Origin of the sequence: Leifsonia xyli subsp. cynodontis (assembly GCF_050632205.1) — a bacterium.
Classification (GTDB): Bacteria; Actinomycetota; Actinomycetes; order Actinomycetales; family Microbacteriaceae; genus Leifsonia; species Leifsonia xyli_D.
In genome coordinates, this window is the sequence record NZ_CP192578.1 from 3,345,591 (window position 1) to 3,360,394 (window position 14,804).

The 14,804-nt window shown below is 71.3% G+C and carries 10 protein-coding genes and 3 pseudogenes; 9 read left to right on the top strand and 4 right to left on the bottom strand.

The annotated features are described in order from the left end of the window. Positions 1 to 48: 48 nt before the first annotated feature. From ACQ86M_RS16765 to ACQ86M_RS16780, 4 genes and pseudogenes are all read left to right on the top strand, one after another. Entirely contained in the window at positions 49 to 960 is a 912-nt protein-coding gene (locus ACQ86M_RS16765) for a 1,4-dihydroxy-2-naphthoyl-CoA synthase (protein WP_431219727.1), read from the top strand. Positions 961 to 971: 11 nt separating this feature from the next. Continuing rightward, positions 972 to 1,598 (top strand): annotated as a pseudogene (locus tag ACQ86M_RS16770) (AMP-binding protein); the annotation flags it as partial. A 386-nt stretch (positions 1,599 to 1,984) separates the two neighbouring features. Beyond that, the gene (locus tag ACQ86M_RS16775; protein ID WP_431246242.1) at positions 1,985 to 2,212 is read left to right on the top strand and encodes a hypothetical protein; all 228 of its coding nucleotides are present in this window, start codon (positions 1,985 to 1,987) and stop codon (positions 2,210 to 2,212) included. A gap of 26 nt (positions 2,213 to 2,238) precedes the next feature. Continuing rightward, the gene (locus ACQ86M_RS16780) at positions 2,239 to 3,222 is read left to right on the top strand and encodes a 1,4-dihydroxy-2-naphthoate polyprenyltransferase (protein ID WP_431246243.1); all 984 of its coding nucleotides are present in this window, start codon (positions 2,239 to 2,241) and stop codon (positions 3,220 to 3,222) included. On the opposite strand, the gene ACQ86M_RS16785 is transcribed toward ACQ86M_RS16780, so the two are convergent. Then, complete coding sequence (locus ACQ86M_RS16785) at positions 3,210 to 3,503, bottom strand: DUF4229 domain-containing protein (RefSeq protein WP_431219730.1); 294 nt, start codon at positions 3,501 to 3,503, stop codon at positions 3,210 to 3,212. The genes ACQ86M_RS16780 and ACQ86M_RS16785 overlap by 13 nt on opposite strands. A gap of 42 nt (positions 3,504 to 3,545) precedes the next feature. Between ACQ86M_RS16785 and ACQ86M_RS16790 the strand changes: the two genes are divergently transcribed. The 3 genes and pseudogenes from ACQ86M_RS16790 to ACQ86M_RS16800 all read left to right on the top strand — a co-directional run. Then, positions 3,546 to 3,902, top strand: a complete 357-nt coding sequence (locus ACQ86M_RS16790) for a PLD nuclease N-terminal domain-containing protein (RefSeq protein WP_431219731.1) — start codon at positions 3,546 to 3,548, stop codon at positions 3,900 to 3,902. Further along, positions 3,895 to 5,703, top strand: a complete 1,809-nt coding sequence (menD, locus tag ACQ86M_RS16795) for a 2-succinyl-5-enolpyruvyl-6-hydroxy-3-cyclohexene-1-carboxylic-acid synthase (protein WP_431246244.1) — start codon at positions 3,895 to 3,897, stop codon at positions 5,701 to 5,703. Before ACQ86M_RS16790 ends, menD begins: the two co-directional genes overlap by 8 nt. A 253-nt stretch (positions 5,704 to 5,956) precedes the next feature. Beyond that, a pseudogene (locus ACQ86M_RS16800) lies at positions 5,957 to 6,262 on the top strand (thioesterase family protein); the annotation flags it as partial. Between the two features lie 136 nt (positions 6,263 to 6,398). Here ACQ86M_RS16800 and ACQ86M_RS16805 read toward each other — a convergent pair. Continuing rightward, positions 6,399 to 7,769: an FAD-binding oxidoreductase gene (locus tag ACQ86M_RS16805; RefSeq protein WP_431246245.1), complete on the bottom strand. Its 1,371-nt coding sequence runs from the start codon at positions 7,767 to 7,769 to the stop codon at positions 6,399 to 6,401. Positions 7,770 to 7,854: 85 nt separating this feature from the next. On the opposite strand from ACQ86M_RS16805, the gene ACQ86M_RS16810 reads away from it, so the two are divergent. After that, positions 7,855 to 8,820 (top strand): DNA-3-methyladenine glycosylase family protein, encoded by a 966-nt coding sequence (locus tag ACQ86M_RS16810; RefSeq protein ID WP_431246246.1) that lies wholly within the window; start codon positions 7,855 to 7,857, stop codon positions 8,818 to 8,820. Between the two features lie 5 nt (positions 8,821 to 8,825). Here the strand turns inward: ACQ86M_RS16810 and ACQ86M_RS16815 are convergent, their stop codons facing one another. Next, on the bottom strand, positions 8,826 to 9,374 hold the full coding sequence (locus ACQ86M_RS16815) for an SRPBCC domain-containing protein (RefSeq protein ID WP_431246247.1): 549 nt from the start codon (positions 9,372 to 9,374) through the stop codon (positions 8,826 to 8,828). Positions 9,375 to 9,462: 88 nt separating this feature from the next. Beyond that, positions 9,463 to 11,052: a phytoene desaturase family protein gene (locus tag ACQ86M_RS16820; protein ID WP_431246248.1), complete on the bottom strand. Its 1,590-nt coding sequence runs from the start codon at positions 11,050 to 11,052 to the stop codon at positions 9,463 to 9,465. A gap of 85 nt (positions 11,053 to 11,137) precedes the next feature. Between ACQ86M_RS16820 and ACQ86M_RS16825 the strand changes: the two are divergent. Further along, positions 11,138 to 14,787 (top strand): annotated as a pseudogene (locus ACQ86M_RS16825) (proline dehydrogenase family protein). The last annotated feature ends 17 nt before the right edge of the window (positions 14,788 to 14,804 follow it).

Consider the following 14,804-nt stretch of genomic DNA (forward strand, 5'->3'; position numbering starts at 1 on the left):
CTTGCATGGCCCGGTCCGGCGGCCACGGCGAACCGTAGGCTTGGTCCCATGCAAGCGGATGTGTCAGAACTTTTCGACCCCGAGACGTGGCGCGAGGTGCCGGGCTTCGGCGGCCTCACCGACATCACGTACCACCACGACGTGACCGGTCGCATCGCCCGCGTGGCGTTCGATCGGCCGGAGGTGCGGAACGCCTTCCGCCCGCACACGGTCGACGAGCTCTACGCGGCGTTGGAGGATGCGCGCACCAACCCGCGCATCGGCGTGGTGCTGCTGACCGGCAATGGTCCGAGCCCGAAGGACGGCGGGTGGGCGTTCTGCTCGGGCGGAGACCAGCGCATCCGCGGCCGCGACGGCTACAAGTACGCGGAGGGCGAGACGGCATCCGGGATCGATGCGGCCCGCGGCGGCCGGCTGCACATCCTCGAGGTCCAGAGGCTCATCCGCTTCATGCCGAAGGTGGTGATCGCGGTCGTGCCGGGGTGGGCCGCCGGAGGGGGCCACTCGCTCCATGTCGTCTGCGATCTGACCATCGCAAGCGAGGAGCACGGCCGGTTCAAGCAGACGGATGCCGACGTCGGGTCGTTCGACGCCGGATACGGCTCGGCCTACTTCGCGCGGCAAGTGGGGCAGAAGGTCGGGCGCGAGGTCTTCTTCCTCGCCCGCGAGTACTCCGCGCAGCGGGCCTACGAGGTGGGCGCGGTCAACGCGGTGGTCCCTCACGCCGAGCTGGAGACGGTGGCGCTGGAGTGGGCGAACGAGATCCTCACGAAGTCGCCGACGGCCATCCGGATGCTGAAGTTCGCGTTCAACGCGGTCGACGACGGACTCGTGGGGCAGCAGGTGTTCGCGGGGGAGGCTACCCGGCTGGCGTACGGGACGGACGAGGCGGTCGAAGGGCGCGATGCCTTCCTGCAGAAGAGGGAACCGGACTGGTCGCCGTTCCCCTGGCAGTACTGAGCGGCCGTGTCATGACGCGGATCCTGCGCGTGGTCGACGCGTCGCAACCGGAGGAGGTTTTCGCGGCGCTTCGCGACGCGCTGACGGGTGGGGGCGACGCGGTGCTCCCGCGAGCGGCGCCGCGGGCGCCGGGCACCGGCCTGGGCTCCGGGGCCGGTTCCGCCGAGGGCGAGGGCCGACGGCCCGAGGCTGAGCGGGTGGCGCAGAACGTCGCGCTGGTCATCGAGACGTCCGGATCCACGGGCGTGCCCAAGAGGGTGGCTCTGTCGGCGGACGCGCTGCTGGCCAGCGCGGCCGCATCGGCGGGGGCGCTGGGCGGACAGGGGCAGTGGCTGCTCGCCCTGCCGGCGCATTACGTCGCCGGTGCGCAGGTGCTGATCCGGTCGCTGGCGGCGGAGACCGAGCCCGTGCAGTACGGCGAAGGGCACTTCGACGCGGAGCGGTTCGCGGACGCGGCGGATCGCCTTGATCACGACCTGCGCTACACGTCGCTCGTGCCGGCGCAGCTGGCGCGGCTGGTCGAGCGCGCGGAGGGCGGCTCCCGCCGGGTCGCCGCGGCCCTGCGCCGATTCGACGGGATCCTCGTCGGAGGCCAGGCGTTGTCGCCGTCGTTGCGCGACCGAGCGGAACGCCTCGGGGCGCGCGTCACGGCGACGTACGGTTCCAGCGAGACGGCGGGTGGATGCGTCTACGACGGCGTCCCGATCGGTACGACTCTCGTGCGTGCGTCCGACGGCCAGCTGGAGATCTCCGGGCCGGTCCTTGCGGAGGGCTACCTCGGCGATCCGGAACGGACGGCGAGGGCGCTCCACGAAGCCGATGGGGTGCGGTGGTACCGCACCGGCGACCTCGGAGAGGTTTCCGCGGAGGGGCGCGTGAGCGTATTCGGCCGATCGGACAACGTCATCATCTCGGGAGGGGAGAAGGTGCTGCTGGATGCCGTGGAGCGCACGGTGCACGAGGTCCCCGGCTTCGAACAGGCGGTCGTGGTGGGCGCGCGGCATCCCGAGTGGGGGAGGTCCCGGTGGTCGCGACGGAGGGCGCTGCGCGGCTACCCCTGGCCGAGCTGCGCCGGGCCGTCGCCGGCCGGTTGGGCCGGGCTGCGGCGCCGGACCGTGTGGTCGAACTGGAGCGCATGCCGCGGCTGGCGAGCGGGAAGCCGGACCGGGTCGCCGTGGCGGCGCTCGCCGCGGACGACGCCGGTGACGTCGGCGACGGCGACGGCGACGGCGACGGCGACGAAGGGGCTTAGCGGATGTTGTTACGATTCGCTCTGTGATGAGTCAGAACAAGCCACGCATGCAGCGCATGGCGCCACCCATGGCGCGCGGACCGCGCGGGGGTCGCAGCGGACGCCCGGGGGCGGCCGCGGCGGCGGTCAAGCCCGCAGCGACGGCCGACTGGATCGCCGGAGCGCGACTCCGCACCCTCCCGCTCGCCGTCGCGCCGGTGCTCATCGGCGTCGGGGCGGCGAAGGTCGCCGAGGGCCCGGGCGTCTGGCACCCGATCCGGTCTCTGCTATGCCTGGCCGTCGCCGTGCTCCTGCAGATCGCGGTGAACTACGCCAACGACTACTCGGACGGCGTACGCGGGACGGACGAGTTCCGAGTGGGCCCCGGACGCCTCACCGGCTCCGGCAAGGCGGCGCCGCGGGCGGTCCTGACCGTTGCCCTGACCTTCTTCGGCCTGGCGGCCGTCGCCGGGCTGATCCTCGTCATCCTCACGCAGCACTGGTGGGTCCTCCTGATCGGCGCCGCGGCGATCGCGGCCGCGTGGTTCTACACCGGCGGGCGGCGCCCCTACGGTTACTACGGTCTCGGCGAAGTCTTCGTCTTCGTGTTCTTCGGGCTCGTCGCGACCGTCGGCACCACCTACATGCTCGCGGACACCGTCAACCAGGAGGCCTGGTACGGCGGAGTGATCGCCGGCCTCATCGCCTGCGCGGTGCTCATGGTCAACAACATCCGCGACATCGAGCCCGACCGCCGCGCCCGCAAGCGCACCCTCGCGGTGCTGCTTGGGCGCGTGGCGTCGCGCATCGTGTTCTGCGTCCTGCTGCTGGTGCCGTTCGTCATCCTCGGCGTGCTGGCGTGGTTCTACCCGCTGGCGTGGTTCGGGATGTTCGCGCTGCTGGCGGCGATCCCGGCCTGCGTCATCACGCTCTTCGGGCGCTCGCCCCGGGAACTCGTGACGGCCCTTCAGCTGACGAGCATCACCGGCCTGCTCGTGGGCATCGCGCTGGGCGTCGCCTACGCGTTCTGATCGCGGTCGCCCGCTTCGGTGCGCGTCTCGACGGCGGCATCCTCGACCTCGTCGTCCTCCGACCGTGACGGCTTCTCGCGGTGCCGGGCGGCGTACAGGTCGGACGACACCGCGTTGCGCGGGCGGCTCAGGAAGATGTACGACAGGCAGAGCCCGATCAGGGCGGCGGCGATGACGGCCAGCCACCAGACGAGGCCCAGCAGAAGCAGGATCACGAGCGGCACCGCGAACACCAGGAGGCGCAGCACGGTGTAGGTGATCCAAGAGGGAATCCGCTTCACCCTCCCAGCTTAGAGACCGTCTCTGAGAGTTACGATTGGGCTATGGTTCGCCTCTGGATAGCCCTCGGCGTCGCAGCCGTGGTGTTCTACATCTATTCGGTGGCAGACTGCGCCCTGTTCGACCGTTCGCGCGTGCGTGGCCTTCCCAAGCCCCTGTGGCTGCTCGTCGTCATCCTGTTCCCCCTCATCGGCGGAATCCTCTGGTTTCTCATCGGCCGCGGCCGGCGTCGAGCCGACGGAGTCCGCCGCGTGACCGCTCCGGATGACGACCCCGAGTTCCTCGGCAAACTGCGGATGGACCGCGACCAGGAGGAGCGCATCCGACAGCTCGAGAAGGAGCTCGCCGAACTGGACGACAACGGTCCGGACAACGATCAGACCGGCCGCCGGGATGGGTGACCGCCCGCACGCGGGCGATTCCCCCGAGACGGGCACCGCTGCGCCCGTCGAGCTCGACCTCCGCACGGGCAACCCGGCAACGGACTTCTCGCTGGCCCTCCTGAGTGCGCTCGTGCGCAACGGCGTCCGCGATCTCGTCGTCAGCCCCGGCTCGCGATCGCAGGCCCTTGCACTGGTGGCCGCGGAACTGGAGCGGTCCGGGTCCGCGCGACTTCACGTGCGGATCGACGAACGCTCGGGCGGCTTCCTCGCCCTCGGGCTGGCGCGCGAGACCAGCGCCCCGGCGGTCGTGATCACGACCAGCGGCACCGCGACGGCCAACCTGCACCCGGCCGTGCTGGAAGCGCACGAAGCCGGCATCCCCCTCATCGTCCTCACCGGCGACCGTCCTGAGGAGCTGCGTGGCATCCGCGCAAACCAGACGACCCAGCAGGACGGTCTCTATGCGGCCGCGGTCCGCTGGTCCGTCGACGTCGAAGCGCCCGCGGGCGACGAGAGCGAGCCGGAGGGGGCGAGCGCGCTCGCCGAAGCGGCCGTGCGCGCAGCCGTCGGCGCGGACACGGCCGATCCGGGTCCCGTGCACCTCAATGTCGCCTTTCGGGAGCCGCTCTCGGTCGCGGTGCCCGAGCTGCCCGAAGCACTTGCGGGCGAACTGCCTCCGACCGCGGACCCCTCGGCGCTCGGTCGCGATGTCGTCACGGTCGGAGGGGAGGCTCGCACCGTCGTCGTCGCCGGAGCGGACTCCGGGCCCCGCGCCGAGGAGTTCGCGCGCGAAGCCGGGTTGCCGCTGCTGGCGGAGGTCTCGAGCGGAGCCCACTTCGGCCCCAACCTCGTGGTCGCGTACCGCGAACTGCTGCGCGAGGAGGCCTTCGGCGGCGCGGTCGAACGCGCGATCGTGTTCGGCCACCCGACGCTGAGCCGCGAGGTACCCGTGCTCCTGGCTCGCGACGATATCGAGGTCCTGGTGGTCGCCCCGACCGGCGCGCAGGCGTACAACCCGGCGCATCGTGCACGGATCGTCGGCGGAGTGCGAGCGGATGCGTCCATCGACGTCCGCTCGCCGGAGGTGCGGGGATGGGTCGGCCGCTGGGTGTTCGCCAGCCGTCGGCTCCTCGAGGAGGCGGAGCGCGCATCCGGGGCCGCTGCTGTCGCACCGGACGTCGAGAAGGCCCGATCGTTCGACCCGGCCGACGCTCTCGCGTTCGCGTCCACCGAGCTGGCCGCCGTACGCGCCCCGATCACGCGGACGCTGCTCGCCGAAGCCCTCTGGCGCTACACCTGGCCCCACGACCGGCTCGTCCTGGGCGCCTCCCGCCTGATCCGGGATGTGGATCGCACGGTCCCGGGCAAGAAGATCTCCGTGCACGCCAACCGCGGGCTGGCGGGCATCGACGGCACGATCGCGACGGCGACGGGCATCGCGCTCGCGAGTCAGCGGCCCGCCGAGGCCCCCGGGTCCGCGTCGCCGACCGGGGTCACGCGCGTCCTGCTCGGCGACCTCGCGCTGCTCCACGACGTCGGCTCGCTGCTGTTCGGCGTCGGCGAGGCGCGTCCGCACCTCCAGGTCGTCGTGGGCAACGACGGGGGAGGGACGATCTTCGACGGGCTGGAGGTCGCCGGGACCGCATCCGCTCTCTCGTTCGACCGTGTCCTCTACACGCCGCAGACGGTGGACCTCGGGGCGCTCGCCTCTGCGTACGGCTGGCACTACGGCGTCGCGCAGACCAAGGGCGAGCTCGACCAGGCGCTCTCGGCGCCGCCCGCAGGCGTCAGCATCCTCGAAGTCCCGCTCCCGCGCTGAATCGCCGACCCCCGTCCGCCCGGGGCTGTCGTGGAACGGACAATCGCGTTCCGCGGTGTCCGGAGCACTGTTGGAGGAGCCGCACAACGAATGCGCCGATCCCTCGGCGGATCACTAACATGACGGCGTGCACATGATCTTCCGGACGATGCTTCACGCGATCATCTCCCGGTTCGGGCGACGGCTCGGGCATTGGGATGTGGCGCGCACGAAGTTCCGCGTCCTCCCGACCGACCTCGACATCCTGAAGCACATGAACAACGGCGTGTACCTGTCGATCGCCGACATCGGACGGTTCGACCTGCTGCAGCGCAACGGCGTCTGGGCGATCTTCAAGAGCCGGGGCTGGTACCCCGTGGTCGCGTCGGAGACGATCTCCTTCCGCAAGTCGCTCGAGCTGTGGCAGCCGTTCGTCGTGGAGTCGCGCATCCTCGGCTTCGACGACAAGGCGGTGTACGTCGAGCAGCGGTTCACCGTCGACGGTGAGATCTACACGCAGGCGTTCATCCGCGGTCGCTTCCTCAAACGCCGGGGCGGCGTCGTCACGATCGATGAGCTGTTGGAGGCGGTGGGCCCGTCGCCGACGGATGTCACCGTGCCCGAGTGGCTGGTCGAGTGGGGAGCCGACGCGGCGCTTCCTCGACCCGCGCCGAGGCGCCGAGCGTCTGGAGCGAGTGACGGACTGAGTCCCGCGCTCAGGAGGGGCCGAAGGCGAACACCCGCTCGGGATCCCACTCCGCTCGCGCGCTGGCCAGTCGCTCGGATACCGCCGGTGGCCAGACCTTCTCGAAGGCCGCCGCGTCTGCGAGATCACCGGCGAAGTTGACGTTCGTCACGACCGAGATGCGGTCCCGCAGCGCCTCCGCGATCGCGAGCGCCCGGGCCGGGGCCGCCTCGGCGAACGTCGACGGGTCGGCGGCGAGCAGCGAGAGGGTGTACCCGCTGTCGCGGCCGCCGACGGCTGTGCCGTCGTCGGTGTCGCGGGCGGTCGCTCCGCCGATCTGACGGATCTCCACCGCGAGGAACGGCGCGCCAGAGCCGGGACCGGCCAGTTCGAGGATCACGTCGCCCGCATCCTGATCGAACGTGTCGAGCATGAACCCGCGGATCCAGGTGGGCCCGCCCTCCTCCGGGTCGTTGTGGATGCTGGCCATCGCGGTCGTCGGCATCTCGCCCACGAAGTCGAGATACACCGGGGCTGCGGCGCGGATGGGCGCGAACAGCCGTTCGCCTTCCTCCGGGTCACCGGGGTACGCGAACCGCACGCTCAGCACGGTGCGGCCGCGGAGGGGCGGCGGCGGGCCGTCCATATCGGGCACGTTCAGCAGGGCGATGGACGTGGTCGCCTCGTCGGGCAGCTCGGCCGACCAGTCGATCCAGGCGCGCAGTGCGGGTTCGATGGCGCCGCCGTCGAAGAAGACGCTGCCGCCGTAGAGGGAGCGCAACGGCACGAGCTCGAGCGTCATCTCCGTCACGACGCCGAGGCCGCCCTTGCCGCCGCGCAGCCCCCAGAACAGGTCTTCGTTGGTGTCGCGGTCGGCCGTGACGATCCGTCCGTCGGCTGTGGCGACGCGGAAGGCGCGCACCCAGTCGGCGGTGAAGCCGTACCGGCGCGCCAGCGGGCCGATCCCGCCACCCAGCGTGTAGCCGACGGCGCCGACGCTTGTGGAGGAGCCGGTGATCGGCGCCAGTCCGTGCTCAGCGGCCGCGATGATCACAGGCGCCCAGCGGAGCCCGGCGCCGATGCGCGCCAGGCCGGTCGCCGGGTCGACGGACAACCCGTCCAGCCCCCGGGTCGAGACGATCATGCCGCCGGAGATCGGGGATTCCGCTCCGTGGCCGGTGGCCTGCACGCGGACCGGGAGGCCGGCCTCGCGCGCGAAGCGCACGGCCTCCACGACGTCGTCCTCGCCGGCGACGGCGACCACGATGTCGGGGTCGTGGCGGATCGCGGGGTTGAAGCAGGAGACCTCGGCGGCGAGCCCCTCATCGCCGCGGACGTAGACCGTTCCGGTGACGCTGTCGCGCAGGCGCGCGACAGCGTTCGTGTCGAGTTCGATTCCCATGGGAGGAAATGTAGGGGAGACCACCGACGTGCGGGTAGCCCCCGGCGCGCATCCCACCGTCAGACGGGTGACGTAGCATTCCTGCATGACCGCCGTCCTGCCCGTGCCCCGCGCCTCCGGGCCGGGCACGCCGCCGGATGCGGAGACCGTCTACCGGCCGGCGGAACGGCTCGACCTGCCGGGCACTCTCGGTCTCCTCGGTCGTGGTCCGTACGACCCGACCACGGTGTGGGACCTGCGCGGGATGTGGCGCACGTGGCGCACGCCCGCCGGGCCGGCGACCCTGCGCATCCAGCGTCCGGCAGCGGATGGCTCGGTCGGGGCGGCTGCGTGGGGCCCGGGAGCCGCGTGGGCCATCGAGGCGGTTCCCGCGCTGCTCGGCCATGGTGACGACTGGTCGGAGCTCGACGTGGACGGCCATCCTCTGCTCCGTGACAGCCGCCGCCGGAACCCGGGCCTGCGGCTGGCCCGCACCGGAAGGATGCTCGAAGCGCTGATCCCGGCGATCATCGAGCAGCGGGTGACGAGCCTGGAGGCGTACCGCTCGTGGGCGCGGCTGCTGCGCTGGTACGGCGAGCCCGCTCCCGGACCGGCGCCCGAGGGGATGCGGGTCACCCCGACTCTTCAGCAGTGGCGCGGCATCCAGTCGTGGGAGTGGCATCGCGCAGGGGTCGATCCACGCCGGGCACGCGCCGTGCAGGCGGTGCTCGCGGTCGCGCCGTCGCTGGAGCGGGCGGTCGAGGGCGCCGAGACGCTCTCCGCCGCTGAGTCGGCGCTGCAGACGATTCCCGGGGTCGGGTTGTGGACGGCCGCCGAGACCCTGCAGCGCTCCCACGCGCATCCTGATCTCGTCAGCGTCGGCGACTACCATCTGGCCCACCAGGTGGGCGAGGCGCTGACCGGCCGCCGGGTCGACGACGACGGGATGCTCGAGCTGCTGGAGCCCTGGGCGGGTCACCAGCAGCGCGTGGTGCGGCTCATCTTCGCGAGCGGGTTCCGGTTCCAGCGGCGGGGCCCGCGGATGTCGGTGCAGGACCACCGCTGGCACTGAGAAGGTCAGCTGCCTCCCGCGGACCGGGCAGCAGCGGTCTCGGACCGCAGGTCACGATCGAGCTCCCGGCACAGCGTCCGGTAGTGCTCCGTCATCGCCGGGACATAGTTGCTCCACTCGGGGAGCGGCTTGTGGTCGTGCGCGGCGACGAGCCGGTCGAGGTAGTAGTCCCAGCGCGGGCCGGCGTCGGCCTCCTCCACGACCGAGCGCAGGCGTCGTCCGACGGTCACCGTGGTGTGCCCGCTCGACTCGGTCAGGTGGGCGAACATCCGGTGCGACGATCCGGCGGGCCCGACGTCGGCATGCAGCCGATGCGGGGCAGCGCACTCCATCACCGTGACGTCCTGCCACTCGGCCTCGCCACCGTCGGCCGTGAGCCGGAACTTCACCGCCCCGGTCGCGCCCGAACCGGTGAACTCGCCCAGCCATTCGGCGAGCCTCGGCGACCGGCCGAAGTAGGTCCAGACCTGTTCGATCGGCGCTTTGAACATCCGGTCCAGGACGAGGTAGACCCCGTCATCCTTGCGGACCAGTCGTCCTGTCGGCTGCGGCATCATCGTGCACCTCCGTCGGCTCAACCTCTGGTGATGCTCACACTAGTCATGCCGCCGCCGAATCGGCAGAGGGATGCTTCGGATGCTTTCAGCCTTCCAGCACGGCCATGGCCGCATTGTGGCCGCCGAGCCCGCTGACGGCACCGCCGCGGCGGGCCCCGGAGCCGCAGAGCAGGATGCGCGGATGACGCGTCGCGACGCCCCAGCGCTCGGCCGGTGTGGCGAGCGGTTCGTCGTCCTCGGCGAACGGCCACGAGAGCGGGCCGTGGAAGATGTTGCCGCCAGGCATGTTGAGCGCCTGCTCGAGGTCGCGCGTCGTCTTGGTCTCGATGCACGGCCGGCCGTCGGCATCCGTCAGCAGGAGGCTCTCGACAGGCTCGGCGAGGACCGAGTCGAGGGACGCGAGCACCGCATCCTGAAGCCGCTGCCGCGTCGCGTCGTTGTTCTCGTCGGTGAGCCAGCGGTCGGGCGTGTGCAGGCCGAACACGGTGATCGTCTGCGCGCCGGACTGGGCCAGCTCGGGGTCGAGGATGCTCGGGTCCGCCAGGGTGTGGCAGTAGATCTCGCACGGGAGCAGTTCGGGCATGACACCGCGGGTCATGCCCGAGTACGCGTCCTCCAGCTGGCGGTAGGTCTCGTTGATGTGGAAGGTGCCGCCGAAGGCCGCAGCCGGGTCGATGGCGTCGTCGCGCAGACGGGGCAGGCGCTCCAGCAGCAGGTTCACCTTGACCTGGGCGCCTTCGGCCCTCGGGCGCGGCGGCTCGGGCGATTCGCCCAGCAGGCCGTCGAGCACATCCGGCGCGACGTTGACGAGCACGGTCGATCCCTCGACCCGTCGCTCGTGGCCGTTCCGGATGTACTCCACGGTCCCGTCCGGGTCGATACGGGTGACCTCGGCGCCGGTGACGATCCGGGCGCCGGCCTCGCGCGCGACGCGGGCGAGCTCGCCGGTGACCGCGCCCATGCCGCCGACAGGGACGTCCCATTCGCCGGTGCCCTGGCCGATCACGTGATAGAGGAAGCAGCGGTTCTGCGCGAGAGACGGGTCGGAGACGCTGGCGAAGGTGCCGATCAGGGCGTCCGTCGCGACGACGCCGCGCACGAGGTCGCTCTGCACCCGCGACTCGATGAACTCGCCGATCGGGCGTTCGATCAGCGCATTCCACAGCTCCTCGTCCCCGACGAGGGCCTTCGCCTCGGAGCGCGTGAGCAGCGGCTCGGTGACGGTCGGCCAGAGGGCGCGTGCCAGCTCGCCGGTGCTGCGGTAGACGGAGTCGAACCCTTCCGCGTCGTCGGTCGCGCCGATGCGGGCGAAGGATGCGGCCGTCGCGGTCTCGTCGGTGTTGTCGATCAGGAGTCCGGCGCCGTCCGGGTCCCCGGGGACCGGCGTATAGGAGGAGTAGCGGCGGCGGGCCAGCTGGATGTGCAGGCCCAGGTCGTCGATGATGCGCTGCGGGAGGAGGCTCACCAGGTAGGAGTAGCGCGAGAGACGCGCCTCGACGCCGGCGAACGCCTGCGCGCTGACGGCCGCGCCGCCGACGTCGTCGAGCCGCTCGAGCAGGATGACGGACTTGCCGGCGCGGGCGAGGTAGGCGGCGGCGGTGAGCCCGTTGTGGCCGCCCCCGACGATCACGATGTCGTGCGTCGCGGCTGGGTTCGAGGGGGAGCGGTCGATCATGTCCACGACTCTAGCCGCGGAGCAGTTATCCACATGTTCAGGTCGCTTCCGCGGCTCCCCAGCGCCGGGTAATAGTGTCGTCAGCATGGTCGATGCAACAGACGGAGCCGAGGCGCGTCCGGCTGCGATCGCTCACGAGGCGGTCCAGCTGGTGCAGCAGTGGCTCGCCGAGAGTGCCCGGGCGGCCGGCGGCCCTGAGGCGCGTCAGGATCCCGCCGCAGAACGGCTCGCGGGCGTTCTCAGCGATCCCGACGGACTGGAGTTCGCCGTCGGGTTCGTCGACGGCGTCGCCCGCCCGCAAGACCTCTTCGTCGCCGGCTACAACCTGCAGCGCGTGGCCCGGCGCATCCCGCGGTTCCTGCCCTGGTACCTGCGCTTCGCCATCTGGCTGGGTGGCGTGTTCGGGCCGGTGCTGCCGTGGATCGTCATCCCCATCGCACGGCGGGTGCTGCGCAATATGGTCGGCCACCTCGTCGTCGATGCGACCCCTGAGAAGCTCGGCCCGGCGATCGCCGACCTGCGGTCCTCCGGCGACGCCGACGGCCCTGGCGCGCGGCTCAACCTCAACCTGCTGGGCGAAGCGGTGCTCGGCGAGAAGGAGGCGCTGCGGCGTTTCCAGGGCACGCGGACCCTCCTCGGGCGGGACGACGTGGACTACGTCTCGATCAAGGTCTCCTCGATCGCCTCGCAGTTGTCCATGTGGGCGTTCGACGAAACGGTCGAGCGCGTCGTCGAACGGCTGACCCCCTGTACGAGCTCGCCGCCGCATCCCCGACGCCGAAGTTCATCAACCTCGACATGGAGGAGTACCGCGATCTCGACCTGACGATGGCCGTGTTCACGACCATCCTGAGCAAGCCGCAGTTCCTCGGGCTCGAGGCGGGGATCGTGCTCCAGGCGTATCTGCCCGACGCGCTCGACGCTCTGCAGACCCTGACGGAGTGGGCGACGCAGCGACGTGTCCAGGGCGGTGCCCCGATCAAGGTCCGGGTGGTGAAAGGCGCCAACCTGGCGATGGAGCGGGTGGATGCGACCATCCACGACTGGCCGCTGGCGACCTTCGGCAGCAAGCAGTCGACGGACGCCAACTACAAGCGGGTGCTCGACTGGGCTCTGACGCCGGAGCACGCGGACGCCGTCAAGATCGGCGTTGCCGGCCACAACCTCTTCGACATCGCGTACGCGTGGCTGCTCGCCTCGCGGCGCGGCGTGACGGAGAGGATCGACTTCGAGATGCTGCTCGGCATGGCGACCGCCCAGGCGGAGGTCGTCACGCGAACGGTCGGGCCGCTCGTGCTCTACACGCCCGTGGTCGACCCGCGCGAGTTCGACGTGGCCATCTCCTATCTGATCCGGCGGCTCGAAGAGAACGCCAGCACCGAGAACTTCATGTCCGCGGTCTTCCGGCTCGGGTCCGATCCGGGGCTGTTCGAGCGGGAGAAGCAGCGATTCCTCGGGTCGGTCGCCGAGCTGGAGGCTCAGGCCGGGCCCCGAGGTGCCGCACCGCTGCCGAACCGCCGGCAGGATCGAACGCAGGAGTGGGAGGTGACGACTGCGCCGTCGTTCACGCGTGCTCCGGCTCCGGAGACGGTGACACCGGAGGAGCAGGGACTGACCAGCGTGGTGCTGGGCCTGACGCGTGGCTCCGGCGGCATCGAGCTTCCGTCGCCCGTGCAAGCGCCGCCCGCGGCCGAGCAGACGGACGGCTTCCACAACGCGCCCGATACGGATCCGTCGCGTGCGGCGAACCGCGCCTGGGGCCGGCGGATCCTCGCGCGGGCCGCGTCGTCCGTGCTCGGCGAGGACACCGTCGCGGCGGCCGTCGTCCAGGAGAGCGAGCGACTCGACCGGATCATGCGGATGGTCGCGGAGGCGGGCGCCGGATGGGGGCGGAGGACCGGCCAGGAGCGCGCAGCGCTGGTCGATCGCGCCGCGCACGCGCTGGAAGCCAACCGGGATCGGCTGATCGAGGTCATGGCGGCGGAGACGGGGAAGACCATCGCCGAGGCCGATCCCGAGGTCAGCGAGGCGGTGGACTTCGCCCGCTACTACGCCACGCGAGCGCGAGAGCTCGACATGGTGCAGGGGGCGAGATTCGTTCCCTCGGCGCTGACCGTCGTGGCACCGCCGTGGAACTTCCCGGTCGCGATCCCTGCAGGCTCGGTGCTGGCGGCGCTCGCCGCGGGCAGCGGCGTGATCATCAAGCCGGCGCCTCAGGCGCGACGGTCCGCAGCCGTGATGGTGGAGGCACTCTGGGAGGCCGGTTTCCCGCGCGAGCTGCTGGCGCTGGTCGACGTGGCGGAGAACGAGCTCGGCCAGCAGCTCATCGCCGACCCACGGGTCGACCGGGTGATCCTCACGGGCGCCTACGAGACCGCGCGGCTGTTCCGCTCGTGGCGGCCCGACCTGCCGCTCCTTGCGGAGACCAGCGGCAAGAACGCGATCGTCGTCACGCCGAGCGCCGACTACGACCTCGCCGTGTCCGACATCGTGAAGAGTGCGTTCGGTCACGCCGGGCAGAAGTGCTCGGCGGCGAGTCTGGTGATCCTCGTCGGGTCGGTCGCGAAGTCGGAGCGGTTCCGCAACCAGCTGATCGATGCGACGACCAGCCTGCGCGTCGGCTTCCCGTACGACCCCGTCAGCCAGATGGGACCGCTCATCGAGCCGGCGTCGGGCAAGCTGCGGCATGCGCTCACCACGCTCGGAACAGGGGAGGAGTGGCTCGTCGAGCCCAGGCAGCTCGACAGCTCGGGCCGGCTGTGGTCGCCCGGGATCCGGACCGGCGTGCAGCCGGGGTCCTACTTCCACCTGACGGAGTTCTTCGGTCCCGTCCTCGGGATCATGACCGCACGCGATCTCGATGAGGCGATCCGGTTGCAGAACGCCGTCGAGTACGGCCTGACGGCGGGGCTCCACTCCCTCGATTCGGAGGAGCTCGCGCACTGGATCGACACCGTCGAGGCCGGCAACCTCTACGTCAACCGAGGCATCACCGGCGCCATCGTGCGGCGGCAGCCGTTCGGCGGCTGGAAGCGCTCGTCGGTCGGCGCCGGGGCCAAAGCGGGCGGCCCCAACTACCTGATCGGTCTCGGCCGCTGGGTGCCCGAGGCGGGGAACGCCAGCTCCAGCCTCCATCTCCGCGGGCTCGAGCCCCGGGTCTCCGACCTCATCGAGTCCGGCCAGTCGTCGATGGACTACCCCTCGTTCGACCTGGTGCGGCGCTCGGCGCTCAGCGACGCCATCGCGGTCGCCAACGAATACCACCGGGTGAAAGACGTATCGGCCCTCGGCGTGGAGCGCAACCTGTTCCGCTACCGGCCGGTGCCCGTCGCGATCCGGCTGTCGGAGGGCAGTTCGCTGCCCGAGCTCCTCCGGGTCATGGCCGCGGCGACCGTCGCCCGTTCGCCCTTCACGGTCAGCACTCCGGCGAAACTGCCCAAGGCCACGCTCGCGCTCCTCCGGGAGCGGGAGGTGGAGGTCGTCGTGGAGTCCGACGCGCACTGGCTGTCCCGTGTGCGCGGACGGCGGATCGGCGCCCACCGCATCCGCCTGATCGGCGGCGATCCTGCGGCCCTCGCCGCGGCGCTCGGGGGAAGTCCCGACGTGGCGGTGTACGACGGTCCCGTCACGCCGTCCGGCCGGGTGGAGGTGCTGACGTTCCTGCGCGAGCAGGCCATCTCGATCACCAATCACCGGTTCGGCAACCCGACCACGCTGTCCGACGGCGTGATCTGAGCACGCGTAGTGTGACA